This window comes from Exiguobacterium sp. USCH10, assembly GCF_037619445.1.
In the GTDB taxonomy this organism is placed as follows: domain Bacteria; phylum Bacillota; class Bacilli; order Exiguobacteriales; family Exiguobacteriaceae; genus Exiguobacterium; species Exiguobacterium aestuarii_A.
In genome coordinates this window covers 41,945-66,192 of sequence record NZ_JAQPZO010000005.1, presented here as the reverse complement: position 1 = coordinate 66,192, position 24,248 = coordinate 41,945, and the positions used below count along the sequence as shown (strand labels likewise).

At 50.5% G+C, this 24,248-nt stretch carries 25 protein-coding genes; 10 read left to right on the top strand and 15 right to left on the bottom strand.

Annotated elements, in window-relative coordinates; genetic code table 11:
* Positions 1–13: 13 nt before the first annotated feature.
* From PQI28_RS09645 to PQI28_RS09635, 3 genes are read left to right on the top strand one after another with little or no spacing between them, the layout of a single operon-like run.
* Positions 14–313 carry a PTS lactose/cellobiose transporter subunit IIA gene (locus tag PQI28_RS09645; protein ID WP_224862777.1) on the top strand — a complete coding sequence of 100 codons (300 nt, stop codon included), beginning with the start codon at positions 14–16 and terminating at the stop codon, positions 311–313.
* Positions 310–603, top strand: coding sequence for a PTS sugar transporter subunit IIB (locus tag PQI28_RS09640; protein ID WP_339963145.1), 294 nt, complete (start codon positions 310–312; stop codon positions 601–603). The genes PQI28_RS09645 and PQI28_RS09640 overlap by 4 nt, the downstream gene beginning before the upstream one ends.
* Positions 572–1,291, top strand: a complete 720-nt coding sequence (locus PQI28_RS09635; protein WP_339963144.1) for a carbohydrate deacetylase — start codon at positions 572–574, stop codon at positions 1,289–1,291. The genes PQI28_RS09640 and PQI28_RS09635 overlap by 32 nt, the downstream gene beginning before the upstream one ends.
* A 34-nt stretch (positions 1,292–1,325) precedes the next feature.
* Here PQI28_RS09635 and PQI28_RS09630 read toward each other — a convergent pair whose 3' ends face one another.
* On the bottom strand, positions 1,326–1,886 hold the full coding sequence (locus tag PQI28_RS09630) for an AAA family ATPase (protein WP_214784285.1): 561 nt from the start codon (positions 1,884–1,886) through the stop codon (positions 1,326–1,328).
* Between the two features lie 99 nt (positions 1,887–1,985).
* Positions 1,986–3,116 carry an AI-2E family transporter gene (locus tag PQI28_RS09625; protein WP_339963143.1) on the bottom strand — a complete coding sequence of 377 codons (1,131 nt, stop codon included), beginning with the start codon at positions 3,114–3,116 and terminating at the stop codon, positions 1,986–1,988.
* 173 nt (positions 3,117–3,289) lie between these two features.
* Between PQI28_RS09625 and PQI28_RS09620 the strand changes: the two genes are divergently transcribed.
* Positions 3,290–4,483 carry a hypothetical protein gene (locus PQI28_RS09620; protein ID WP_339963142.1) on the top strand — a complete coding sequence of 398 codons (1,194 nt, stop codon included), beginning with the start codon at positions 3,290–3,292 and terminating at the stop codon, positions 4,481–4,483.
* A gap of 11 nt (positions 4,484–4,494) precedes the next feature.
* Here the strand turns inward: PQI28_RS09620 and PQI28_RS09615 are convergent, their stop codons facing one another.
* Together PQI28_RS09615 and PQI28_RS09610 are read right to left on the bottom strand one after the other, a co-directional pair.
* On the bottom strand, positions 4,495–4,659 hold the full coding sequence (locus PQI28_RS09615) for a hypothetical protein (protein ID WP_214816856.1): 165 nt from the start codon (positions 4,657–4,659) through the stop codon (positions 4,495–4,497).
* Positions 4,660–4,678: 19 nt separating this feature from the next.
* Entirely contained in the window at positions 4,679–4,903 is a 225-nt protein-coding gene (locus PQI28_RS09610; RefSeq protein ID WP_214784293.1) for a YobA family protein, read from the bottom strand.
* A gap of 118 nt (positions 4,904–5,021) precedes the next feature.
* Here PQI28_RS09610 and PQI28_RS09605 point away from each other — a divergent pair, with 118 nt between their 5' ends.
* A complete protein-coding gene (locus PQI28_RS09605) occupies positions 5,022–5,897 on the top strand; it encodes a tetratricopeptide repeat protein (protein WP_214784297.1) in 876 nt (291 codons plus the stop codon).
* Positions 5,898–5,932: 35 nt separating this feature from the next.
* Here PQI28_RS09605 and PQI28_RS09600 read toward each other — a convergent pair whose 3' ends face one another.
* The 7 genes from PQI28_RS09600 to PQI28_RS09570 all read right to left on the bottom strand — a co-directional run bounded on the left by PQI28_RS09600 (position 5,933) and on the right by PQI28_RS09570 (position 11,555).
* Positions 5,933–6,682 (bottom strand): SDR family NAD(P)-dependent oxidoreductase, encoded by a 750-nt coding sequence (locus PQI28_RS09600; RefSeq protein ID WP_339963141.1) that lies wholly within the window; start codon positions 6,680–6,682, stop codon positions 5,933–5,935.
* A gap of 117 nt (positions 6,683–6,799) precedes the next feature.
* Positions 6,800–8,506, bottom strand: a complete 1,707-nt coding sequence (locus tag PQI28_RS09595) for a methyl-accepting chemotaxis protein (protein WP_339963140.1) — start codon at positions 8,504–8,506, stop codon at positions 6,800–6,802.
* Positions 8,507–8,688: 182 nt separating this feature from the next.
* Positions 8,689–10,533 (bottom strand): methyl-accepting chemotaxis protein, encoded by a 1,845-nt coding sequence (locus PQI28_RS09590; RefSeq protein ID WP_339963139.1) that lies wholly within the window; start codon positions 10,531–10,533, stop codon positions 8,689–8,691.
* A gap of 124 nt (positions 10,534–10,657) precedes the next feature.
* Positions 10,658–10,870, bottom strand: coding sequence for a DUF2922 family protein (locus PQI28_RS09585; RefSeq protein WP_074036279.1), 213 nt, complete (start codon positions 10,868–10,870; stop codon positions 10,658–10,660).
* Between the two features lie 26 nt (positions 10,871–10,896).
* Complete coding sequence (locus PQI28_RS09580) at positions 10,897–11,109, bottom strand: hypothetical protein (RefSeq protein ID WP_074036277.1); 213 nt, start codon at positions 11,107–11,109, stop codon at positions 10,897–10,899.
* Between the two features lie 27 nt (positions 11,110–11,136).
* A complete protein-coding gene (locus PQI28_RS09575) occupies positions 11,137–11,277 on the bottom strand; it encodes a YvrJ family protein (RefSeq protein ID WP_214694127.1) in 141 nt (46 codons plus the stop codon).
* 68 nt (positions 11,278–11,345) lie between these two features.
* A complete protein-coding gene (locus PQI28_RS09570) occupies positions 11,346–11,555 on the bottom strand; it encodes a hypothetical protein (RefSeq protein WP_214784309.1) in 210 nt (69 codons plus the stop codon).
* A gap of 317 nt (positions 11,556–11,872) precedes the next feature.
* Between PQI28_RS09570 and PQI28_RS09565 the strand changes: the two genes are divergently transcribed.
* Positions 11,873–12,316: a MerR family transcriptional regulator gene (locus PQI28_RS09565; protein ID WP_214694131.1), complete on the top strand. Its 444-nt coding sequence runs from the start codon at positions 11,873–11,875 to the stop codon at positions 12,314–12,316.
* 48 nt (positions 12,317–12,364) lie between these two features.
* On the opposite strand, the gene PQI28_RS09560 is transcribed toward PQI28_RS09565, so the two are convergent.
* From PQI28_RS09560 to PQI28_RS09550, 3 genes are read right to left on the bottom strand one after another with little or no spacing between them, the layout of a single operon-like run.
* On the bottom strand, positions 12,365–12,709 hold the full coding sequence (locus PQI28_RS09560) for a YxeA family protein (RefSeq protein WP_339963138.1): 345 nt from the start codon (positions 12,707–12,709) through the stop codon (positions 12,365–12,367).
* A gap of 13 nt (positions 12,710–12,722) precedes the next feature.
* Complete coding sequence (locus tag PQI28_RS09555; protein ID WP_339963137.1) at positions 12,723–14,555, bottom strand: ABC transporter permease; 1,833 nt, start codon at positions 14,553–14,555, stop codon at positions 12,723–12,725.
* The gene (locus tag PQI28_RS09550; protein ID WP_214784318.1) at positions 14,542–15,303 is read right to left on the bottom strand and encodes an ABC transporter ATP-binding protein; all 762 of its coding nucleotides are present in this window, start codon (positions 15,301–15,303) and stop codon (positions 14,542–14,544) included. The genes PQI28_RS09555 and PQI28_RS09550 overlap by 14 nt, the downstream gene beginning before the upstream one ends.
* A 106-nt stretch (positions 15,304–15,409) precedes the next feature.
* Here PQI28_RS09550 and PQI28_RS09545 point away from each other — a divergent pair, with 106 nt between their 5' ends.
* Both PQI28_RS09545 and PQI28_RS09540 read left to right on the top strand, forming a co-directional pair.
* Positions 15,410–16,096 (top strand): response regulator transcription factor, encoded by a 687-nt coding sequence (locus PQI28_RS09545; protein ID WP_214784321.1) that lies wholly within the window; start codon positions 15,410–15,412, stop codon positions 16,094–16,096.
* 12 nt (positions 16,097–16,108) lie between these two features.
* Positions 16,109–17,479, top strand: coding sequence for a sensor histidine kinase (locus PQI28_RS09540; protein ID WP_339963136.1), 1,371 nt, complete (start codon positions 16,109–16,111; stop codon positions 17,477–17,479).
* 14 nt (positions 17,480–17,493) lie between these two features.
* On the opposite strand, the gene PQI28_RS09535 is transcribed toward PQI28_RS09540, so the two are convergent.
* The gene (locus tag PQI28_RS09535; protein WP_339963135.1) at positions 17,494–19,341 is read right to left on the bottom strand and encodes a sensor domain-containing phosphodiesterase; all 1,848 of its coding nucleotides are present in this window, start codon (positions 19,339–19,341) and stop codon (positions 17,494–17,496) included.
* 279 nt (positions 19,342–19,620) lie between these two features.
* Between PQI28_RS09535 and PQI28_RS09530 the strand changes: the two genes are divergently transcribed.
* Both PQI28_RS09530 and PQI28_RS09525 read left to right on the top strand, forming a co-directional pair.
* Positions 19,621–21,432, top strand: a complete 1,812-nt coding sequence (locus PQI28_RS09530; RefSeq protein ID WP_339963134.1) for a C40 family peptidase — start codon at positions 19,621–19,623, stop codon at positions 21,430–21,432.
* A gap of 112 nt (positions 21,433–21,544) precedes the next feature.
* Positions 21,545–24,241, top strand: coding sequence for an EAL domain-containing protein (locus tag PQI28_RS09525; protein WP_339963133.1), 2,697 nt, complete (start codon positions 21,545–21,547; stop codon positions 24,239–24,241).
* The last annotated feature ends 7 nt before the right edge of the window (positions 24,242–24,248 follow it).

Sequence of the window (24,248 nt, the reverse complement as noted above, 5' to 3'; positions counted from 1 at the left end):
AGAACTCTCATTTATGATTATTCTGCATGCCGGCAATGCCCGTTCGTCGGCATTCGAAGCCATCGCTGCGGCAAAACGCGGTGAAGCAGACGAGGCGACAGCCAAATTAAAAGAAGCCGATGCGGCTTTTCTAGAAGCACACAAATTACAGACAGAACTCTTACAAGAAGAAGCGCGAGGGGCGACGAGCGATATGAGCGTCCTCCTCGTCCACGCCCAAGACCACCTCATGACGGCGATGACCGTGAAAGAACTCGCCGTCGAAATGATTGACATGATCACCCGTTTGAATCGATTGGAGGAAACAACATGAACATCTTACTCGTCTGCTCGGCAGGTATGTCGACATCAATCTTAGTGGAAAAAATGCGAAAAGAAGCGGCGAACCGCGGAATCGACGCGTCCATTGACGCCATCCCCGAGTCTCGTTTGAAAGAACAGACGAATGTCGACGTCATCTTGATTGGACCACAAGTTCGTTACCTTGAAGGGAAAATCAAATCGTCCGTCGACGTACCGGTCGCGGTCATCGACAATATGGCGTACGGGATGATGAAAGGTGACCTCGTCCTTGACCAGGCATTCGGTCTCGTCAATGCCTAAGACGTTCGTCTTGGTCAACGCCGATGATTTCGGATTGACGACAGGTGTGAACGCCGGCACCTTGGAGAGTCATCTGAATGGAATCGTGAATTCGGCGACGATGATTATGAACGGGTATGCCGTCGAGGAAGCCGTCAGACTCGCGAAACAGCAGCCATCGCTCCGCATCGGTGTCCATCTCGTCTTGACTTGGGGCAAACCGCTTGCCGACACGAGTGCTCCCCTTACAAAAAAAGATGGCACGTTCCGCTACACGAGCCGTTTTTTGACCGAGACACCACCTGACCCGGAGCTCGTCTATCTCGAGTGGAAAGCCCAGATCGAGGCGTTTCTCGCGACGGGTCTCCCGCTCGACCATCTCGACAGTCATCACCATGTTCACGGCTGGCCGGTCCTACATGACGTCATCATTCGTCTCGCCGAAGAATATGACACGACGTTTCGGGCCTTAACGACGCTCGGGTCGCGCCGAGACTTGTGGGTGACCGAACGGTTCAGTGATCAATTTTATGCGGACGGTGTCTCCCATGCGACGCTCGATGCCATCGAACCTGGAGGGTCCATCGAAGTGATGGTCCATCCGGCCGACCTCGACGATGATCTTCCGAGCATCACCTCTTACCTCGTACCACGCCTCCTCGAAAAACAGGTGTTGGTCGACTATCAGCGCCCCGATTGGTGGGCATGATAAAAGCGGGTTCCCTTGTTGGGGACCCGCTTTTTCATAGGTCAAACACTCGTTGTATCTGTGCAGCCGTCTCTTCCGGACTTAAACGGGTGTTGTCGATACGAAGATAATGCTCGACATCCAATTCCCCCGGACGCGAGTTCAAGCGATACATCGTCGCCGTCTGCTTCAGTTCCGCTTCGGACCAGGCGATGTCGCGCTTCGATGGTTTATGCGTGAGGCGGTTCTCCGTCGTATTGCGCGCGAGCCGCTCCTCCATCTCTGCCTCGAGCTCGACGTAGTAAATGTCCGCCCCATGTGATTCGAACAAGTCCGTCACTTTTTTCACGTAATCCCAGTCTTCCTTCATGTCAAACGCCCAGACGAACGTGAAGATCATGCCGGGTAGATCACTCTTGGCGACCGACTCGAACAGCTCTTGCCGAAACAGTTGGACGAGTCGTTTCCCTTCTGCCGTCCCGTAATTGAAGAACGGTCCGACGAGATCGATCGTCATATGGTTATGGAATAACTTGAGTCCGGTCCTGTCGGCGAGTGCCTGTCCGACGGTCATTTTACCGACGGCTTGCGGACCGAATAAGATGATGAACTTCATTAAATCTCCCCCTGCGCTGAATCATTTTGTTCATCATACTAAAGTAGATATAGAAAATCATACGATTGACCAAATTTTCCACGGAATGATCGGAAAGAATCATTTGACCGGCCGATCAACTGGTTGTTTCGATGATTTACGCAACCGATACAGTTTTTGAAGATTAAGAAATGTGACTTTTAACACGGCGTAGAAAGGAACTGCAAGCAACATTCCGACAATACCGGCTAATCGACCTGCGACGAGTAAGACCAAGGTGATCGTGATGGGATGAACCCGTAACGATTTCCCTTGTACAAGAGGAGAGATGACATTGGCATCTACTTGTTGAATGATGGTAATCGCGATGATGAAGTAAATCGCTTTGATCGGTTCATCGATAAACGCGATCAAGACAGCTGGAGCGGCCCCGAGAAAAGGACCGAAATAAGGAATGATATTTGTAGCAAAGATAAAGATACCAAGCGGCAAGAAGAACGGGACATCGAGTAACCAGAGCGCGATCGTCGCAAAGAAACCGACGAATGTACAGACAATCAACTGGGCCCGAACGTAACGCTTGATTGTTTGGTGCATATCCCGAAGAATTTGCCGAGCGTCTTGTTCATAGGCTTCTGGAATCCAGCGAACAATCGCGCTCGCCAATTTCCCACCGTCAATCAGCATAAATACATATAAGAACAAAGCGATAAACAGGGTGAATAATCCCGAAATGATAAACGCAAGGACACGACCGAGTGAACCGGCGACGTTCCCGATCACCGCTCCCACCGTATCCGTCAATTGACGAATCCACGTATCAATCGAGGTCTCGTTTTGATTGATATACTCCTGGAACCAAGCGTACTCTTCTAAATTTCTATAGAGACTGACAAGTTGCCGATAACTCGCTTCCGCCACTCGAGGAAAGGCATCGAGTAATGCGAAGAGTTGCCGGGTAATGATGGGACCGAGCGTAATGACAAATAAGACAATGATGAGCAAGAGCAACAGGAGAACGATAAGAATCGCGAACGACCGACGTTTTAACTTCACCTCTAACCAATCAACGAAACCGACAGTGAGATAGAACAGAACGCCCGCAATGAGAAATGGGGTCAATACCGTAGCGAAGAAGATTCCAAGTGGATAAAAGATAAATTCGACTTGCTTCAACATAAAAATAATCGTGAGAACGAGCAACACCCAAATCCCATTACGAAAGGCCGGGGTGAGCCAAAAGGGTTGCATGTCATATCTCCTTTCATGGAATCATATCTACTTTTTTCCCCGATTCCTAAAAATCATTCTTTCATAGGAAAAACAACACAATTCATCAGAACACCCTCCTAAAATATTTGTTTACCTCTTTCCAATTGAAGGAATAAGCATAACATCGAACTTTTTAGAAAGAAGGTGCCCCCGTGACTTGTCCCCACTGCGGAAAGAAGACACGATCGAAAACGGTCTGTCCGACGTGTGGCCGCCGCTCACGTCGCACAATTTGGTTACTCGCCGCCCCGCTCGCCATTGCACTCATTGCTTTTGCCACCTTCATTGGAAACGCCTATTTCACGGATATGTTGCGTTCGACCGACTCGCTCGCCGATCAGGTCGACTTACCAGTTGGTGAGGATACCGTTTCTGCTGACGAAGCAACGACCGCCGACTTCGATACGTTACAGGACAGCCTCTTTACCGTCAGTTACGGGACCGGCTTTTTGGTCAGCTCCCGTGATGTCGTCACGGCGGCCTCGAACGTAGCCGGCTTGACGAACATCATCATGTACCATGACGGACAGGCCGTCTCCGGAACAGTCGTCGGTCGTACGAGTTTCATTGCCGTCATTCGCATTGAAGAAACCGACAAAACACCGTTCTTGCTGACGCAAGCCATCGCCGCAGAAGATGAAAACCTTATCACATTGACCATGAAGGAACGCATGAATGGTACTGTCACATTCGCAGAGAACGGCTACATCCGAAACTTTGAATTGCCACGTCATGCGTATGGCAGTCCGCTCCTTTCAGCATCCGGTCGGGTCGTCGCGATTCATTTACGAGGGATTGCCTTACCGACCGCCTTGTTCGAACGAGATCTCCGTACGTTGATCGATTCAGACGTAGCCGCACCACCGCCGGTCGAACTCGCACCGGTCGAGCCGATCCGACCTGATTTGACAGAAGAACCAGTCGTCATTCCGGAAACTCCAAGCGTTCCAGAGACAGAGCCTGAGTTACCGCCAGCGACTGAACCGGAAGCACCTGCTGAAGAGAACGTCGAGGAAGAGGTGGTGGAAGAAGAGACCGAACCGACTACACCTGAGGTGACACCTGAAGAACCAACAGAACCACCTACTGAACCCGAAACCCCGGTAGACCCTCCTGAAACGGAAGAGCCGATTGAGGATGACCCTCCGGTGACAGAACCAGAAGTTCCTACTGAACCAGAGGAACCGGTCGAGCCTGAGGAGCCAGTTGAGCCGGAGGAACCGACCACACTTGAACCAGATGGTGAAGACGACTCCATCGTCGAGGACGACCCGGTCACGGAAGAAGGTGTGGTGGAAGAAGAAGAAAATGTTGAAGAAAACGACACAAGCACACCATCCGAGTGATGGTGTGCTTGTCATTTGTCTCGCGTGAATCGTCGTTGCAAATTTCCGAGCACGGCCCCGAGTCCGAGGAGCAAGATGGATAATGCCCAAAATGGCAGCGCGTCTTGCAATAACCAGACGACGAGGGCACTGAATCCAATCACGGCTCCGAGCCACAAAAAGTTACGTTGTCCCATAGGATTCACCTCGTTCTCATCATAACACATCGATGCGATGCGCCGTTGTCTGCGGCGGCAAGGAACGCGTCATCCGCTCATCGTGCTCGACTTTTACATATTGCCCGACGAGAAGTGGTTTCTCTTCAAGAAATGGTTCCTCTAGATGAAACACGATGCCGTCGAACGGTTCTGCCTCTCGTGACGGAGCGACACGAATCTTTTTTTCCATCACTTCTGCGATATAACCTGTGAACGTCGCCATGTCCTCCCCTCCTTTTCACGCCTTACTTTCCATTTCCCGTTTTTTGAAAAGATGCTACTCCCACGTTTCGAGAACAAGTATAATAAAGCCACACCTATATTCGTGAGGAGGAGATCACATGACACACACCATCGATTTACACAGCCCAGACTTCCAACGCACGTTTCTTGAGATGATGCTCCTCGCAGAATTAACAGACGCGTATAACACAGAAGCAATTTCGGCACTTGCGACACGTGGCGAGACGGCTTTCCCAGAAGATCCATTCTTTCCCGCCATGCGCGCCTATCCGTATATTCGTGAAGGGAACACCGCAAAGGCAAAGGAGTGGCTCGATCGAGCAAGTGAACGAGGTGACCATTTCATCCTTCACATGCTGAACGGGATCGTCAGCGAAGATACGGGCTTCACGTTCGAGGCGGAGCAGCATTTCCTCCGAGGTGTCGAACGCTATCCTGACGTTCCGCTCATGCACCGTGCCATCGCCATTCATTACTTCGAGCGGAAGTTCTACGGAGAGGCCGGCCTTCACGTCATGCATTACGTCCGCCTTGCCGGACTCGGACCAGATACCGTCCCGATGCTTCTCGAGTTTTTCCAAGTATACGATGACATCCCGATTGAGATGGTGGACGAATTGATGAAAACGGCGAGCGGCTATTTGACGGCCAATCCGCATGACTCACATGCCCATTCCTTATACGCTGCCATCTGCAGTCAACGTTTCGCTTCCCTCTCCGCCGGACTTGAAGACGAGGACCCGCTCACCGAAGAGATGATTTGGATGCTCCTCGAAGTCGAGAACCACGGGATGTGGAGTGCGACATATGACCGCAGTGAAGACCGGACGTTCCGCCACATGTTCGCGGATTATGTGAACAACGTTATTCTCCCGAACACGTCACAGTTTTATGTATTGCGCCTTCGGATGCGCTATTGGACACGCCGTCTGACACACCGCTTCACAGGTGGCTACACCGTCCCGATGTCATGAAAAAATCACGCCACAAAATGGCGTGATTTTTTAGGTTATCCGGCGTACGGTTTAATCGGTCCGCGTAAACTGAACGAGTAGTCCTCTGGGTCGACAATCCCGACGACTTCATCCCCTTCGAGAAGGTCATACAAGAACTCAGCCATTTCGCGTGCCGTATGATATTTCGCCACGTTCTTACTATAGTCGAATCCTTCCGTATCGCGTGCCCGATCGGCAAAGCTCGTCTCCGTCGCAGCCGGTGCAAGCACTTTCGCCCGAAGCTTCGCGCCACTATTCATCAATTCTTGTGCGAGCCCTTCCGTATACGCACTCACGTAAAACTTCGTCGCACAATACGTGACCGAGTTTGGCACGATTCGATACCCACCGACGGAAGACACGTTCAACAGTTGCGCCCCTTCAACATCATGGTAGTCACGGACGTACAGGCTCGATAAGACCGTGAGCGCCTCAATGTTCAGGCGAATCATATTCTCAATCTTGCCTAAATCGACATCTTTGATGAGGTCTGCGTCTCCGAACCCAGCATTGTTGATCCACGTCTCGATATCAAGGTCGGCGAGTGATTCATATAGACCATATACGTTCTCGCTGTATGAAAGGTCTGTCGATTTGATGATGACGTCACTTTCTGACGAGATCGACTTGATTTCGTCTCGCAGCGATTCGAGCTCATCTTTTCGTCTCGCGACGAGGACGAGTGACTTCCCTTTTTCAGCGAGCAGCTTCGCTGTCTCATAGCCAATTCCTGAACTTGCTCCTGTAATGACGGTATATTTCATGTGATCCACTCCCTTTTTTTCGTTTACCCTGTTCTCAATTCCCTACTTTTTGCTTCATGAATCGTCTCGATGTGAATGAAAAAATCCTGACTCCGAAGAGACAGGATTTTCCTCACATCATGTCGTGAACTTTCCAATCAACGTCTGTAAGTCGCTCGTCATATTTCCGAGTGACTCGGCGACGCCGTTCAATTCTTGAATCATCGCAAGCTGTGCGTCAGAAGTTTCTCCGACCGAACGCATCGTTTCAGCCATCGCTTCACTGTCTTGTGACATGTGAAGAGAAGATGTCGCGACTTGCTTCGTCGTCTTCGCAATCTCGTTTGACGCAATGCGGATGTGCGACGTGTTATCGACCGACGTCTCGAGTTGACGGACAATCTGTTCGAACGCACGTGTCGCTTGTTCAAGCAACTGTGAATTCGTTTCGACACGCTTCGCACTGACGACGTGTTGGTCGAGGACGGCATTCGATTGCGCCTGAATCGACTCAATCAGCCCAGCGATTTGTGTCGCCGATTGTTTCGACTGCTCCGCGAGTTTACGCACTTCTTCTGCGACGACCGCGAATCCTTTTCCTTGTTCGCCGGCACGTGCCGCTTCGATGGCCGCGTTCAGCGCCAACAAGTTCGTCTGGTCGGTGATCGATTGGATGACTTCTGTGATGAGGGCGATCTCATCCGACTGTTGTTTCAATGCCGAAATCGATTCCCCGGTGAGACGTGTCTCCCGCTCAAGCGCACGCACTTCATCTTTCGCCTGCGTCATCGTTGCCCCGCCTTCTTCAGCGAGTTTCAAACTTTGTGACACCTCATCATCAATCGAACTGATTGAACCGGCGATTTGACCGATGCCTTCGTCAGCAGCTGCCACGGACCGCGCTGAATCACTCGCTTCTTTCGCCTGGGCGACCGTTTCTTCCACGACCCGATCGATGAGGCGAGTCGTCTCTTCCGTCTGTGACGCCATCTCTTCTGTGCTCGCATAGAGCTCTTCAGATTGTGCTGTGATTTCTTGTGCGTTTTGTGTGACACGGTCAATCAATTCGCGTAAGTTCCCCTTCATGCGGTTGAAGCCAGTCATCAACTGTCCGATTTCATCTTGTGTGAGTGCTTCGAGGTCGTCACGTGTCAGATCACCTTCTGCGACCACAGCCACTTCTTTCGCTAAAAAGCGTAGCGGAGCCGTCACCATTCGACTGATGGCGTATCCTGCCCCCACCATCAATACAACACTCACAATGGCGATGACAATCGAATACAAGAAAGCACGCTCGCCCGCCTGTTGGAGTTTGGTTTGCATCGCCAACATGTCTTTCTCCGTTTCGGCTTGAAGTGCCTCCCCTGTCGATGAGATCGACTTCGTGACGTCCGGCATGAGACGGAGCGTCAAGCGGTCGATTGCCTCTTGGTCATTCTCATCGATGGCGGTGATTGCTTGTGTCGCGAGCGCATCGTATCCGGTCGCATATTCCAGCAATGCTTCAAACTCGTTTCGTTCCGCTTCACTGTCTGCCAGTTCAATCAATGATTCGATGGCCGCTTTCTTTTCTTCTCCACCTTGGATGATTTGTTGTTTTCGTTCATCATCCTGAACCAAAACATAGCCACGGACCCCATATGCTTGGCGTACCATTCCGAGCGCCAAATCGTCTGCCGCTTTCATTTTCATGACATCGTTTGAGATCATCTGCTCATACTGACTCGTCATGCGTTCAAGCGTCCAAAGGTTGTATCCCATCCCGACGAACGTCAAGATGAGGAGCAATCCGATGCTCGTCATAATTTTTTTGGACAACGTCCATTTGTTGAATACTGTTTTCACGACTTACGAGGAGTCTTCTCCTCTTCCACCTCTTTTTCTCTTTTTGTTTAAGTACTGCCTTTTCTATATCGGACATCACACCCTAATTTGTACCAACAATTTGAAATTCATAAATGCATTGACCTACCTTTCGAAAAGACAGCAAAAAAAGAACCAGACATACGCCTGGTTCTGATTACTGCTTATAGTTTAAATTGAGCGACACGATTCGATAGTTCGCTCGCGCGTTTTTCCGTCTCACTCATCTTCGCCTGGACGTCATTGAAGCGTTCGACCGAAAGTTGAACTTTCTCTGAGATCGACTGCGTTCCGTCCGCGCCTTCTGTCACGGTCGTCGCCACTTCTTGGATGACGCCGAGAATGTTATCTGTCATATGTCGAAGTTGAAGCGCATTGCCTTCGAACGTTTTCGCCGTCTCGCCGAACACCGTTGCGTCTTGTTCATACTGCGTCGCAGCCTCTTCGAGACGATCGTAATCGGCCATGACTTTCGTGTTCAAGAACGTCAGCATGTCAGCCGAACTCGTGTTGAGGCGCTCGACCGAATCGATGACCGTGTTCGATACGTCACGAATCTCGTTCACCGTCTGACGTGAGTTTTCCGCAAGTTTACGGATTTCAGAAGCGACGACCGCGAATCCGCGCCCCGCCTCTCCCGCTCGTGCTGCTTCAATCGATGCGTTCAATGCGAGTAAGTTCGTCTGGTCGGCGATGGCGAGAATGGCCGTCGTCAAGACGCGAATCTCTTCGACAGACTGTGCTCCCTTGATCGCTTCCGCGAGTTCAGCTTGTTTCTTCTCGATAATCGTCACGGCTTCCGTCTTCGAGACGACAGCCTGTTCCCGCATTTCGTGAGCACGTGTCTCGACACGTGTCGCCGTTTCGGCGCTATCGTTGGATAAGTCGACGATGGAATCGATCGAACTTCCCATCTCGGTCGTCGAGGCGCTCATCTCTTGCGAAGATGCTGCCGTTTCTTCCATCCCAGCCGTCAATTCTTCGACCGTTCCAGATGTTTCTTCCATATAGTGACTGAGTCGCGTCACTTCAGCAGAAACGTCTTTTGAAGAGGACAGGACGACTTTCGCCGTCTCATCGACATCAATCATAATTTCGCGGAGTGTTGCGAGGAACGTGTTGAACGAGCGACTCACTTGGGCAATCTCATCGTTCGACGTCACCGGGATTGTCATCGTCAAATCGCCGCCCTGCGTTGCAAGCTCATCGAAGCGAGTCTGCAGCGTCTGCATCGGTCGGATAATCGAGCGTAACAAGCTGAGTCCGAGGAATAATAGAATGACCACGGCTCCGACCGTCACGGCGACGAGCGCCATGAGTGACTGCATGAATTCACGCTCCATGTCCTGCCCGACACGTTGCGACCCTTCTGAGTTGTATGCGACCAGGTCACTCAGTTTTTGAGTGAAGTTATCATACGTCGCTTGCGACTGGGCATCGTAGTATGAACGTGCCATGCCCGTGTTCCCAGTCGTACTGAACGTCAACATGTTGTCTGAGACACGTTGATACATCTCCCATTGACGTGAGAAATTATGGAAGAGTTCTTTGTCGATTTCGCCTGTCGCTGTTTTTTCGTATTTCGGCGCAATCGTATTGATTTCATCCCGAATCTCTTTCATTTGTGTCATTAATTCTTCTTTTTGCGTCGCATCCTCTGTCACGATGTGATCGAGTTCGAGCGTGCGATAGTTCGCTGCGAGCGTGTTCAGTTCATGGGCATAATCGAGCCCTTTGTTCCAGTTGTTGACGATATCGTCCGCTTGGCGGTTCGCGTCGTTCATCGAAAATAGTGCATACCCACCGACGCCAATGACCATGACGAGTGAGATGATGACGAGTCCCCACAATTTTTGACGAATCGTCAAGTTTTTGCCGACGTTCGATCCGAAAGATGTCGTGCGTTCACGCTTCTCTCCGCGTTTTCGTTTGAGTGTCGGTTTCCACGTCCATGTCGGTTTTCGTTTCATCCGACTGAGTGTCTTAGACCAGATTGATTTCCATGCCATCTATGTATTCCCCTCTCAATCATGCAGTGTTTCCTATACTATCGACAATTTTCTGAAAATAGTGAAGGGGATTGACCAAACTTAAAAAAGGCGACTCTAATTGCAAGAGTCGCCAGTTGATAGATTATTTCGCACTCAATACCGTCTGCGTACCTTCAATCATTTTGATTTCCGTCCATTCCATCACGTTTTTCGCGAGTGGATCGTTGGCGACCATAAAGTCCGCCAATGCTTCGATTTTTTGTGAGTCGACGGGTTGCTTCACGTTGTTGAGACGGAAACGAACGACCTTATGGAATGCGTCTAAAAATGAGATTTCAAGTTTTGTGTCAGTCATGGGTTATGTCCTCCTTAGGGTATGGGTTAGACTAAATCGTATTCGCGGATGATGCCGAGGTCTGCGTCTTCTTGAATCACCAAGTCAATCAAGAGACGACCGAACGCGTTGACCGTATCGGCTGTGAGGTCGGCACGGACTGGACCGAACCGTTGTGCTTTTTTCGTTGGTTTTGCCGTTTCAATGTCGTGGTGCGTCGTCAAGACGAGTGTCGCTTTCTTTTCTGTTAAGACAGCCATAGGGGGATGGCTCCTTTCAATGGGGGATTAGGTTTCTGATAAGGTCGAATCATCCATGCGCTCGAGGAGCTGGATCATCCGATCGAGTTTCGTCTCGATTCGATGAAGCAAATAGAGCGAAACGACGATCGGGAACCCGAGATTCGAGATGAGTTCGGGCCAACTCATGTGACCACCTGCTCATCATGCCGAATGTCGGTGCCGGTACGAGTGAGGTTTTGCATAAGTCCTCCGTGTTAATACACGATCGATTCTTTAGCGACGACGTAATTGACGGATTCGACATCGATGAGTGCCGTCAGTAAATCTCCGAACTGCCGCATCAACGCCTCATCCATTTGACCGCCGAGCGGTCCGTAGCGGACAAGCTGCTTCTTCTCTTTCCCATCCACGAGTCGACGGGTGTCCAAATAAAACATCGTCGCCACTTCTTCGTAAGTTGCCATCTGTCTCACCTCCTTCGCCCTTATTAACCGCTTACAAGAAAAATGTGCTCAAACTATTTTCAAGGTGTCTTCAAGACAAAAGTCCCATATTGTCTGAATTTTTATTCATTTTTCAAATATTTACTGCGAAGCTTGAGTTTTGATACCAATTAGGGTATCTTAATGTTCGACAGACATCGTTCAAAATTACGCCAAAAGTCCCATGAATCATTTCCCCACTTTGAAAAAACTGTAAGTTAAAATCTTGTAAATGGGGTACGATACGTAAGAAGACATTTTGAAATGACCAGTCAGTCTTGAAGAAGGAGATCCATCATATGAACAGCTTAGACCTCGCACGTACTACTTCTATTCCTTCCGCTCAACACGACTTCGACCAGGCCGACCTGACGTTTTCAGCGACCGAATGGGATACATACCGACCGGAACAAGGAAAACCAATCTCGTATAAAGAGCAACATTTGATTGTCTATCCGCTCAAAGAATTGAGCCGAGCCTTTAGTGTGGCCGGCATCCCACGCAGCCAACAACAGTTGATCAAATGGGAGACAGATGGCGTATTGCCAGCTACCCCGTTCACATTTGGCCGGAAACGATTCTATACGGAAAATCAGATTCGTACCATTGTCGACATCGCATTAGAATGCGGATTGCGTCCACGGACACATGTCAAAAAGACAAACTTCTCGGAATTGGCGCATCATGAATTGACGTACATATTACAACTCGAACTGAACGCCTATGAAGCGCCTGTCGTCTGAGCAGGCAAAAGCCATCCGCCATGATGCTCATGACGAATGGCTTTTTTGTTACCGATTTTGAATGACCGAATCCGGTACGTCCTCGCGTGAGACTTCATCATACGACGTGACGGTGTCCCCGCCCTTAACGTATAAGCGCAAATACGCCCCTTCTCGAAGTTCCTTTCCTGCGGTAAAGGTGACTTCTTTCGACTCCCCTTCTGACGTATACGCGGGTTGCGTGTACACGTATCGTGTCATCACATCCCCATTTTCAAGTGTCGTCTCTTCCACGTCACTCGGTGTTTGAACTTCCACAAACAAGGTGTCTTTTCCAAATCGATTCCAATCCACTTGCAATAAACCCGCGAGGAGTAGGATGGCAACTACTCCCATTCCAATCCATTTCTTCATCTTTCTTCTCTCCTTATCGAATGGCCGTCATGAACCGACGAACCGTGATCCCGTAATAGACCGCATAAATGGCCGTATAGACACCCATCCATGCGAGAACAGGCACCGTGAAATTCATACTTAACAAGTTTGAAAAGGCAATGAGGGCGACCGTCGCATGCAAAATTCCGAGTGCGAACGGTGCGAGGAAGACGACGATGATTTGTTGACGCACCGTCCGTCGTACGTCTCGGTCGGATATCCCGATTTTTTGCAAGATGGCGTACTTCGCCCGGTCATCCTCAGCTTCCGTCATCGTCTTGAAGTAGATGACGCTGCCTGTCGCGACGAGGAAGACGAGTCCGAGGAACGTTCCGACGAAGAGGAGGGCCCCGTTCATCGCCATCGTTTCCGCGTATACGTCCGGTGCGCTCGAGAACGATTCGAGCCCGAGATTCGCCAAACGTTCAGATTGAACTTGTTGATCTTTGAACGACTCCGTGAGGGCGACGTGATACGTCTCGCTCGGCTCCGTCATCGCTTGAAACACATCGTCTGAGACGACGAGGAACGTACCACCGAACGTCATGACGTTGAGTGGTGAAGTTTCGGCACGTGTCGCGACGTCAAACGTCCCTGCTGAAAGTTCGACCGATTCGATCTCCTCCGAGTAACGCTCGTCATAGAACGGGTCGACCCACAACACCTCGTCCTTCGGGAACGATGCAGGTTCTTTCTGCCTGAGCCCTTCGAGAAGGTGACGATAGGTCGACGCATCGATGACGCCAAGCTCTCGTTCTCCGTATTCCGCTTCCATCCGGATCGTCTTTTGTTCCACGCTTGATTCGAACGTCGCCCCTTTCACATCGACCGCCTCCCCTTTCCAGGCGTACGTGTACGGTGTATAGGATGCGACATTCTCTTCCGCGTAATAGTAGACACTGAAGATGGCACCACCGGCCGTGATGGCCGTCGCACTGATGATACTGATTAACGTGAGCGTTTTGGCATTACCACGGATGCGATAGAGAAGCTGTGACGTCGTCAACAAGTTAAGTCGTTTCCACGACCAGCGCTCATTCTGTTTCAACCACGTCAGGGCAAAGATCAACACGCTATGGAATAAGAGCGCCGAACCGATGACGCTCAACCCGATGATGAGCAGCGGCATGGCGAGCCCGAGCGTTCTCCAAAGCGAGGACGTCATCAAGTCTTGAAGCGCGAGCCAATAGGCAACGCCGATTGTGAGGATACCCATCAAAGCGACCCATCTTTTCGCCGTCGGCACACCTTCCCCGCTCTTATCCGCATGGAACAGCTCGATCAACTTGAAGCGATAGATGACCCGATACCCTTGGAACGAAGTAAAGAGAAAAATGGCAAGAAACACGAGGAACGTCTCCACGAATGCCGACGCCGAGAAGGCGAATCCAATGTCGAGGTCGCTCTTCATGAGACGCATCAACAGTTGAAGAAGCGCATTCGACCCGAAGAGTCCGAGAACGATTCCGATAATCAAAGACACCGCTCCGATGACGATGTTCTCAAACAAGAGCAACAGTCCGATTTGTTTCTTTCGGACCCCGAGTAGTGAGTAGAGCCCGACTTCCCGCTTTCGCCCTCTTAAAAAGAAGGCGTTCGAATAGGCGATGAAGAGCGCGACGAACAACATGAGGATGAACGTCGACGTGCTCATCAATCCACTAATTTTCTTTGACGTCTCCGCGAGTGCACTGATTTCATGACTATGTTTGAGCGTCGCAAACGTGAAGTAAATGACGATGGAGAAGATCGTCGTCCCGACGTAGAGCGCGTATCGCGACAAATTACGTGCGACGTTTTTCTTCGCAAGCTCAAATAGCGTCATCGACGGCACCGCCTTTCGCCAACTCCTCGAGGATTGTTTGGTAGAACGCATCCCGTGAGGCGTTGCCACGAATCAGTTCCTTATTTAAACGTCCGTCCTGGATATAGAGGACACGGCGACAGAAACTTGCCGCGAAGGCGTCATGTGTCACCATCATGATGGTCGTCTCGGCCTCGTTCAACCGTGCGAGCATATTCAATAAATCCGTCGCCGACTTTGAGTCGAGCGCGCCGGTCGGTTCATCGGCGAAGATGAGTTTCGGGTCCGAGATCAAAGCCCGACAGACGGCCGTCCGCTGTTTCTGTCCTCCTGAGATTTGATACGGGTACTGCTCGAGAATCCCTTCAAGCCCAAACCGCTTCGCCAATCGTTCGACTTTCTCTCGCGTCTCGTGAACGGGCGTCTTTGAGACGGCGAGTGGGAGCAACATGTTTTCCCGTACCGTCAACGAGTCGAGCAGGTTGTAGTCTTGGAAGATGAAGCCGAGATGGTCGCGTCGGAAATCTGCGAGCGCCTCTTCGTTCATCGACGCGATATCCTCTCCTTCCACAAGAATCTCACCGGACGTCGGCGTATCGATTGTCGCGAGGACGTTCAGTAGCGTCGACTTCCCGGCCCCGGACGGTCCCATGATTCCGACGAACTCACCATGTTCGATTGTGAACGACACGTCATCGAGCGCCCGAAATGTCATACTTCCTTTTCCATATGTCTTTTGAATCGATTTCACTTGTAATAATGTTTCCATGTTCAGCACCTCTTTCTGACTCTTACATTACGCCCCTTGTCTTAACTTCAACTCACGCGTACCTTACAAAATCCTTACATGATATGCTTGAATAGAGGTGATGACGATGGAACAACCACGGATTCTCATCGTGGATGATGAACAAGATTTATGTACGTTGATGCAACGCGCACTCGAAAAGGAAGGAATCACGCAAATCCGGACCGCCCACACATTGAAGGACGGGTATGACGTCTTCGAGACGTTCCATCCGCATTTGGCGATTTTGGACGTCATGTTACCGGACGGGGAAGGTTATCAACTTTGCCAACAGATTCGGGCACACTCGAACATCCCCATCCTCTTCTTATCCGCTAAATCGGAAGAAGTCGATAAACTGCTCGGCCTCGCCATCGGGGGTGACGATTACATCACGAAGCCGTTCAGTCCGAAAGAAGTGGCCTTCCGCGTAAAAGCACAGTTAAGACGGCTATCGATGATGGAAGCACCGATGGAAGAGACGACCGTCGGACCGTTCCTTATGAATGAAGATGAGACGGAAGTGTATATGAACGGCGAACGATTGGAATTGACGGCGAAAGAAGTCGGTCTCCTCGCCTGCTTTTTACGAAACCCGAATCGAATTCTCAGCAAGGAGACACTGTTCACACAAGTATGGGGCGAATCGTTTTTCGGTTCGGATAACACGGTCATGGTCCACATACGGCGATTGCGTGAAAAAATCGAGCCGAACCCGTCTGCCCCGACCTACATCAAGACGGTCAAAGGTCTCGGCTATCGGTTGACGGTGTAAGGAGCGATCATGATGAAATGGAAGCTGACCGGTCGCTATTTACTGTCGATTGTATTGATTGTCGCCATCGTCGTCTTTCTGAACATCGTCATCTTATTTGTGCTACTCAACGACCGAACGGGTATCGATGATGTCGAAAGCAACTCAGGGGAGACGTTCACCCGTAACTTCAGCACGTACCTGTCACTCGAGGACGGAGAACCCGTCGTCTCAACTGAAGGTCAGGAGGCGCTCGAGCAATATGGGGCGTTCATCCGCTTTTTAGATGAGACGGGACGAGTCGTCAGTGAGATTGACGCACCGAGTGGATTGCCAGACGCCTATTCGCCAATCGAGCTGATTCAAATTTATAAATATATGGATGATGAGCTTCGTCTCTACTTCATCGGAGAGTTTGACGATTACAGCTACCTCATTGGTGTTCCGGATGCTAGTGAACGCCGGGCACTCTTTATGCTAGATGAACAAGCAGTCCTCTCCTATATCGCAAAGGCGTTCCTCTGGATTCTCGTCGTCGATTTGCTCGTGGCCGCCTTGATCGGTCTTTTGTTTAGCTCCAGATTGACCCGCCCCGTCTATCGACTGACCGAGCGCATTCACCAGCTGAAACGTCGGGATTTCTCGACATCCGAACCGAAACGTGTCGGCATTTATCGCCCTGTCTTCCACGACTTGAATGCGGTCTCGGAGACATTGACGACATACGAACGACAACGCGAGGAACTCGATGAGCGACGGAAAGAATGGATGAGTAATGTGTCGCATGATTTGAAGACTCCACTCGCCTCGATTCAAGGATATGCCGAACTATTGGATGACGAATCTCTAGATATAGCCGAGCGTAGCCAATACGTACACGTGATTGAACGCCAGGCGAAATATATGAAAGAATTGCTCGATGACTTCAACTTGACGATGCGTCTGCAACACGGCGACTTCCCGCTCGCGTTGGAAGAGACGCGCCTCGAGCCGTTCGTTCGCGAACTCATCATCGACGTGTTGAACGACCCTCGTTTCAGTGAGCGTCAGATCGAATTCGAGGCGACAGCGGCAGCGACCGTTTCGATTGACCGCCACTTTATGAAGCGTGCCCTGCTCAACTTCTTATATAATGCGCTTCTTCATAACGACGAATCGGTCATCGTGTCGGTTCGGGTCGACGAGGACGTCGTCACGATTGAGGATAACGGAAACGGGATTGCTGAATCCGACTTACCTTATATCTTCGAACGCTATTACCGTGGTACGAACACAGATGATGCCCGTGGGAGCGGTCTAGGAATGGCCATTTCGCGTGATATCATCGAAGCACACGGTGGAAAGGTCGAGGTCGAAAGCGATCCTGGACAAGGGACGACCATCCGAATTCTCTTCACCCCATAGCAAAAGGGACGCACTCAGGCGTCCCTTTTTTGTGTCATATAGTGATCAATCCATGTCTCGAGTTCCTCGAGCGGTAACGGTTTAGAGAAGTAATACCCTTGCATCTCATCACAGCCGAGCTCGCGTAACGCATGCCACTGTTCAATCGTCTCGATCCCTTCACAGACGGTCTTCAAGTTCAGTCCTCGCGCGAGGTCGACGATCGACTCGACGATGACGTTTCCGGTCGGATCGTTCTCCGTCACTTGGATGAATTGACGATCGATTTTGATCTCGTGAATTGGATAGTGCTTCAAGTAGACGAACGCCGAGAATCCGGTCCCGAAGTCATCGATTGAAATCGAAAACCCTTCTTCTCGGAACGCAACAAATCGGTCGATGACATGCTGTTGGTTTTCCATGCCGACACTCTCGGTGATTTCGAGGGTCAAATAGCTCGTACAGACACCCTCTTCACGGGCAATTTGGGCGAACTTCTCGACGACTCCTTCAGACAAGAAGTGACGTGCTGATAAGTTGAGGGCAAGTGAATACCGGTCTCCCCGGTCATGCCACCGTTTGAGCTGGCGACAGGCCGTGACGAATGCCCATTCTTCTAAGTCAATGATGACCCCCGTCGATTCGGCGAGCGGGATGAAGTCGAGCGGAGGGACGAGACCACGCTCTGGATGATTCCAGCGCATCAAACCTTCGAACCCTCTGAGCACTCCGGTCGTCGCATCGATTTTCGGTTGATAATACAGCATGAACTCATTCCCGGCGAGCCCACTTCGTAAATTCATCTCTAAAATCAGTCGGTTCGCCGCTTTCGTCCCCATCTCTTCTTCATAGAAGACAATCGCAGCCCGCTGAAACGCTCGTTCACTCGCAGCGATGCGCGTTCGGTGAACCATCTCGAGGGTCGTGATGTCCTTTTGTTCGACGGCGATAAACGCGCTCATCGTCAAGATGACTTCTAACTCATCGACATGGAACGGATCGCGTACGAGAACTTCACACAATTCATCCGCGACAGCATTCAATTTGATTCGATCCCCGTACGGCAACCAAATCGCAAATCCTGACTGCGACATGCGACTTAGATTCGATTCGTCGACATAACGACGCAGGCGATTGGCCACTTCTCGAACAATCTCATCTGATTTTTCGATTCCAATCGCGTCCTCGATCGACCGAAAATCGTCGACCTTCAAATAGACTAAAGCGCCAAGTTGTTGAGGTTGAAGCTGGCGTTCCTCGTCCATTTTCTCGATGAAACCCGTATCTTTTAAAAGCCCCGTCAATTCATCTATATAGGCAAGACGACGAATGTGTGTCTCGACCGCCTGTCGATCAAGCCGGAAGTAGAGAATCGAAATAAAGTCTGTCAGTGTACTAATGATTAATTCCTCGAGATAGGTCCATTCTCGTGGGAAGAATGACTCACAACAGATGACACCTTTGACGCGATTATTCGCATAAATCGGCGCATCGAGCATCGATTGGATTCGCTGTCCTTCCACGAAATAGTCGGTGTATAGTTCCTTCACCCAAGGATGATTCCGAACATCTTCAATCGCAAGCACCCGATCTTTTTGAAGTGCATCAAAATAATCTGGAGCGAGGTTACGATGAATGGTTAACTTTGGATAATGCGTACCTGATTCAGGAGAATAGGCGACTTGGCACGAAATCGACCGATAGGATGAATCAAAATGCCAAATCGACACCGTATCGACCGCCAGCATATCGGCAACGATTTCACACATATATTGCGTTGCCTCTTGTACCGTGTCTTCCGTCACGATTGGCATGCGTACGAGCTCGAACAGTTTCTCTTGATGTTTACGATATGTTTGGTTTGAAAAGTTCTTCTCGACCATCAGTCTTTTACCTCACCACATTTGATTTGACATTATGATAGCATGAAACCTTTCGTCTCACGTTTTCCAAAATTCAACAGAAAGTCAATGCTTCCTACTTTTTCGAATGAATAAAATAGGTAGTTATTCCCACTTCTAAATTATTGACCTCCTTTACAAGAAAGAGACCCGAATTGACCATTTGTCCCATTGCTTGCTCGTTTCATCTCACCGTACAATGAACTTGTATTGTTTCACTTGTTGAATGTTTCGCTCTCATTTTTGAAAGGAAGTGACGCTATGAATCCAAAGTCAGGTCTCACCTATTCATTCGCGGCTCTCGCAGCGGTCAGCGTATTGGCTCATACAGATGAAGCCGCCGCCGCAAGTACACACACGGTGCGATCCGGTGATACGTTGTGGTCCATTAGCCGATCCTACGACCTTTCCGTTTCGGCATTAAAATCGTTGAACGGATTGACGTCTGATTCCATCCGAATCGGTCAAACGCTTCAAGTATCTGGTTCTGGGTCGACAGGCGGTTCGTCACTCTCAACGTCGAGCACGACGCGCATGGCGACGACGGATGCGTTAAATTTACGCTCGGGCGCCGGGACGTCCCATCGAATCCTATTGACGATTCCAAAAGGAAAAGTCGTCACGCCAATCCAAACGAACGGCTCATGGTCAAAAGTGAGCTACGGTGGTCAAACGGGGTGGGTGCACAATGGATACTTGAAAAAGACTTCAACGTCGACTCCCACAACACCTGCACCGACGACACCGCCTAGCGTGAAACCGAGTGCGACCACCGCGAAGACGAAAGTCAACTTGAACCTCCGTGCTTCTAAGTCGACGAAAGCCAGTATCGTATTGACGATTCCAAAGGGGAAAGCCGTCACGGTGCTAAAACGAGAAGGTTCATGGTCACAAGTCAAATATGGCTCACGCACAGGTTATGTCGCTCATACATATTTAACGACATCAGGATCCGCGACACCGTCCACACCTGTCACGACTACGCCAACTCCGAGCACACCTTCGGAAAATACGGTGAACCAGCAGTTTATCACGACGGCGAACTTGAACGTACGCCAAGGCGCCGGCATCGGCTATGCACTCGTGACGAATATCCCGAACGGTACGGTCGTTCAAGCGACGAAGAAGTCAGGTGACTGGTATTACGTCACGTATAACGGTAAATCCGGTTACGTGAGCGCTGGGTATTTGAAGCAGACGACGACAACTCCAAGCAATCCAACCCCGAACGAAGGCGATGCCGGTGCCGGGAATGCGGAAGTCGATTATGTCGTGAACACACCGTCCCTGAACGTTCGGTCGAGCGCGTCGACGAACGCGACGATCATCGGGAGCGTCAAGGCCGGACAGACATTACGTGTCGTTCAAGCATCAAACGGCTGGCTTCAAATCTACTATGGCAATACGGTCGGTTTTGTCGCTTCCGCTTACGTCAAGACGGTCTCAAAAGGTTCGACCGGAACCGAAGGACCGACGTGGGTGGAAGGTTCGTATGATGCGAATTCATACTATACGTATTACCCAACGGCGATTCGGGCACAGGCGAACGAGTCGAGCAGTACGATCGGTTCGACGCTGCGCGGGGAATTGTTGAACGTGATCGGGGAAACGACGACCCACTACAAGCTCGCTTCAGGTTTTGTTGCGAAGTCAGCTGTCACCGAAATCACGGGTCAGAACGCGCAGGCGACACGACTTGCTACGATTCAGGTCGCCAAACAATACGTCGGTACCCCATATGTATGGGCCTCTTCTAGCCCGGCAAATGGTGGTTTTGATTGTTCAGGTCTCATCTATTATGTATTCAATCAGTCAGGCGTCAGCATCCCACGCACAAACGTGGCCAACTACTGGGCTGGTGCTTACTTTGGTCCACAGTTACCGACGTCGTTCGTCCCTCAGGCGGGTGACCTCGTCTTCTTCGAGAATACGTACACTGCGGGACCTTCGCATATGGGCATCATGATCAATGCCGATACATTCATTCATGCCGGCTCGTACGGCTTAGGTTACAACCAAATTAGTAAAGAACCGTATTGGCAATCACGCTTGATTGGTTACAAACGACCGTGACTTTGGTCACGCCATAAAACCCGACGAAAGTCGGGTTTTTCTTTCGTTTTGCAGGATTTTCATCCAGTGAAACGAAAACGGAAGTATGATGAAGGAAAAAAGGAGGTGCCGGATGGGCCAACCCCGTTTTGCTAAAATTCCATACCGTACCTACACGATGGTACTCGCAATCGCTTGTCTCATCGGTGTCTTGATGTTCGGACTCGGGACGAGTTATTACTGGCATGAAAAACGAGAAGCGATCGACGAGACGATCACGAACTTGAATCAGGCGGCAAACCTCGCTGGTGTCGAAGCGTATGTCACCTTGTTCGAGGCGGCGACTCGCTATGAGGATCAATCGAATCAAACGACATCATTTCTTTCTATCCCTTATAAAGAGCGCGCGCTTCAATACAATGAACGACTGCAGAAAGACTTTGAATCAGGTGTAGACGAACAAGAACGAGAGACGCTTCAGACATTTTCGAATGACTTGGAAGGCGTTCTCGATGCAGAACAGTTCGAAGCGGTCCCGTCTGATGTCATCAGTTCAATCAATCGGCGTTGGCTCTATCAAGCGCTCGAACAGACAAATCAACCGAACGCCACGTATGAGCTGACGGATGCGATGATGCGAATGCAGTCAATGCTTATGCGCAATAGCGAGACGTTGTTCCAAGAGACGATTGACGAGGAACAATTGATGAGCACTGTTGATTTGATTGTCAATGAAGCGACAATCATTCAAAAAATCATCGATCAAAACGAAGCGTTACAAACGAAAGCCGTCATCGATGTCGCAGAAAGTGGTCAAACGTTTGCGAATATGGCCAGTCGTGAAGCGTCACTTGAAGCCCGTTACGTCAACTCGACGAACGTTTACGAAGATGCCTACGCTGCCCTTCGCTCGATTCGTTCCACGTCCGAGACGATGTTGCGAGAAGAAAGTAAGCATTATCAAGTCCTTGCCACGTCGTCGTTTGTCATGACACTCCTCTTATCGCTCGGACTGCTTTTCCTGCTCTACTATACGCGTAAACGGTACACTCACGATTTGGCACATTTGAAAGCACGTGCGCTCGCCATTGACCCAAGCTTAGATCCGGTCGAAGCGACGTTCCCGAAAACACATGACTTTCGTGGCATCGAGGACGAATTACGTGAGATTGCGGTGAGCGTCCATTCGACCGTCCATGAGCTCGAAAATCGCTCACAAGAGCTCGTTCGCTATCACGAACGTTGGTCATCGCTCTTCTCCGAGACGGGTCTCGCCATCGCCTTGATGGACGACTCATATAATCTGATGGAACGAAACGAGATGTTCCGTCAATTTTTCGGTGACCGAAACTTATACGAAATCAATCAACTGTTCACCGAGACGGGGCGGCGCCTGTTCGAGCAAGCACTCGAAGGCGTGACCGACCAAGGGACGAGCGCCCAGTTCATCATTCACTTAAAAGGTGAACACACACGCTATTTGAACATCAAACTCACCCCGCTCAAACGGGAAGAAAAACTGACGTACTATTTGATTGTCGAAGACGAGACCGACCGGGTCGAACGAGAGCGAAAAGTCGACCGACTCGTCCGCTTTGATTTGGCGACGAATCTCTATAACGAGTATGGCTTCATCAGAAAATGGGAGCGACAAGAGATTGACGGGGCGTTCGTCTTGATCCGATTACACGACTACCATCATCTCGTCGACTGGTACGACCCGGCGTATGCGGACCTACTCATGACGGAGTTCGCCCGCGCTGTCGAAACCCGTCTATCGAAATATGCGCACCATCTCTTCGGTCGATATCGGGATGATATGTTCATGTTGTACGTGAAAGGTTTCACTGCCGAGGATGAACATGAACTGCTGGAATTGTTCCCGAGCGAATTGACCGTCAATCACAAGCGACAAAACGTGCATATCCAACTCGGTGCGACCGAGACGAAACCGGCGTATAACGATTGCCTATTCGAGGCGATGAAAGCTTTGCAACATGCGAAAGAAACACGTACGCCGCTCGTTTGGTATGACTCAGACATCTTGGCTCAGATGCAACTCGCCGCCTTGATTGAACAGGCACTTCCGGATGCCATTCGAAAAGGTGACTTGACGGTCGCCTATCAGCCGCAAGTCGAGCTGAAAACCGGACGCGTCGTCGGTGCGGAAGTACTCGCCCGTTGGACACATCCTGAGATGGGAATCATTCCACCGAACGAATTCATCCGAATCGCCGAGCGGTCTGATCAAATCCTGTGGCTGTCGCACAACATCCTCGACCAGACGATTGAACAACTCGTCGCTTGGCAAGGAACTTCGTTTGAAGACATCTCTCTGTCGTTCAACTTGTCGGCCCACTCCGTCGACCCATCAATCGTGACGAAGCTTCGGGATTCGATTGAGAAGTATCCATGGTTACCGGACCGATTGAAAATCGAATTGACCGAGTCATCGGATATCATGTCGTATGCGAGCGAGCTCGAGCGGTTAGAAGATATCGCCGACCTCGGGTATTGTCTCTCGATTGATGATTTTGGAACTGGGTATGCCTCATTCGAAGCGATTTGGCACTTACCGATTCAGGAAGTGAAAATCGACCGGATGTATGTGAGTGGGAAAGCGAAAGAGAGTACGTCCTTCTTACGTGCCGTTTCACGCTTTGCGAACGAACAGCAGTTGACCGCTCTCGCGGAAGGCATCGAGACCGAGAGCGACCTGTCCCGTATGATTCGGGAAGGGGTCGAGCTCGGGCAAGGTTACTACTTCTCACCCGCACTCGATGCGGCTTCATTTGAATCATGGGTCAAGACGAAGGGACACTCGAATTGAGTGTCCC